This is a genomic window from Burkholderia sp. BCC1640, from assembly GCF_902833125.1.
In the GTDB taxonomy this organism is placed as follows: Bacteria; Pseudomonadota; Gammaproteobacteria; order Burkholderiales; family Burkholderiaceae; genus Burkholderia; species Burkholderia diffusa.
In genome coordinates, this window is the sequence record NZ_CADFEF010000214.1 from 1 (window position 1) to 221 (window position 221).

The 221-nt window shown below is 58.4% G+C and carries 1 protein-coding gene; it reads left to right on the forward strand.

Annotated features, from left to right (window positions below; genetic code table 11):
- Positions 1–221: hypothetical protein (locus HWX25_RS33260; RefSeq protein ID WP_175912825.1), on the forward strand; the 221-nt coding region annotated here is incomplete at both ends.

A 221-nucleotide genomic window follows, 5' to 3' on the forward strand; every position in this document is an offset into this window, starting at 1 on the left:
AAGAAAAAACCGGCTGCTAAGAAGGTCGCTGCCAAGAAGACCGTTGCGAAGAAGGCTGCTGCTCCGGCGAAGAAGGCCGCTGCGGTGAAGAAGGTTGCTGCGAAGAAGGTCGCGGTGAAGAAGGTTGCCGCGAAGAAGGCAGCACCGGCGAAGAAGGCCGCTGCGAAGAAGGTTGCAGCCAAGAAAGTCGCAGTGAAGAAGGTTGCTGCGAAGAAGGCCGC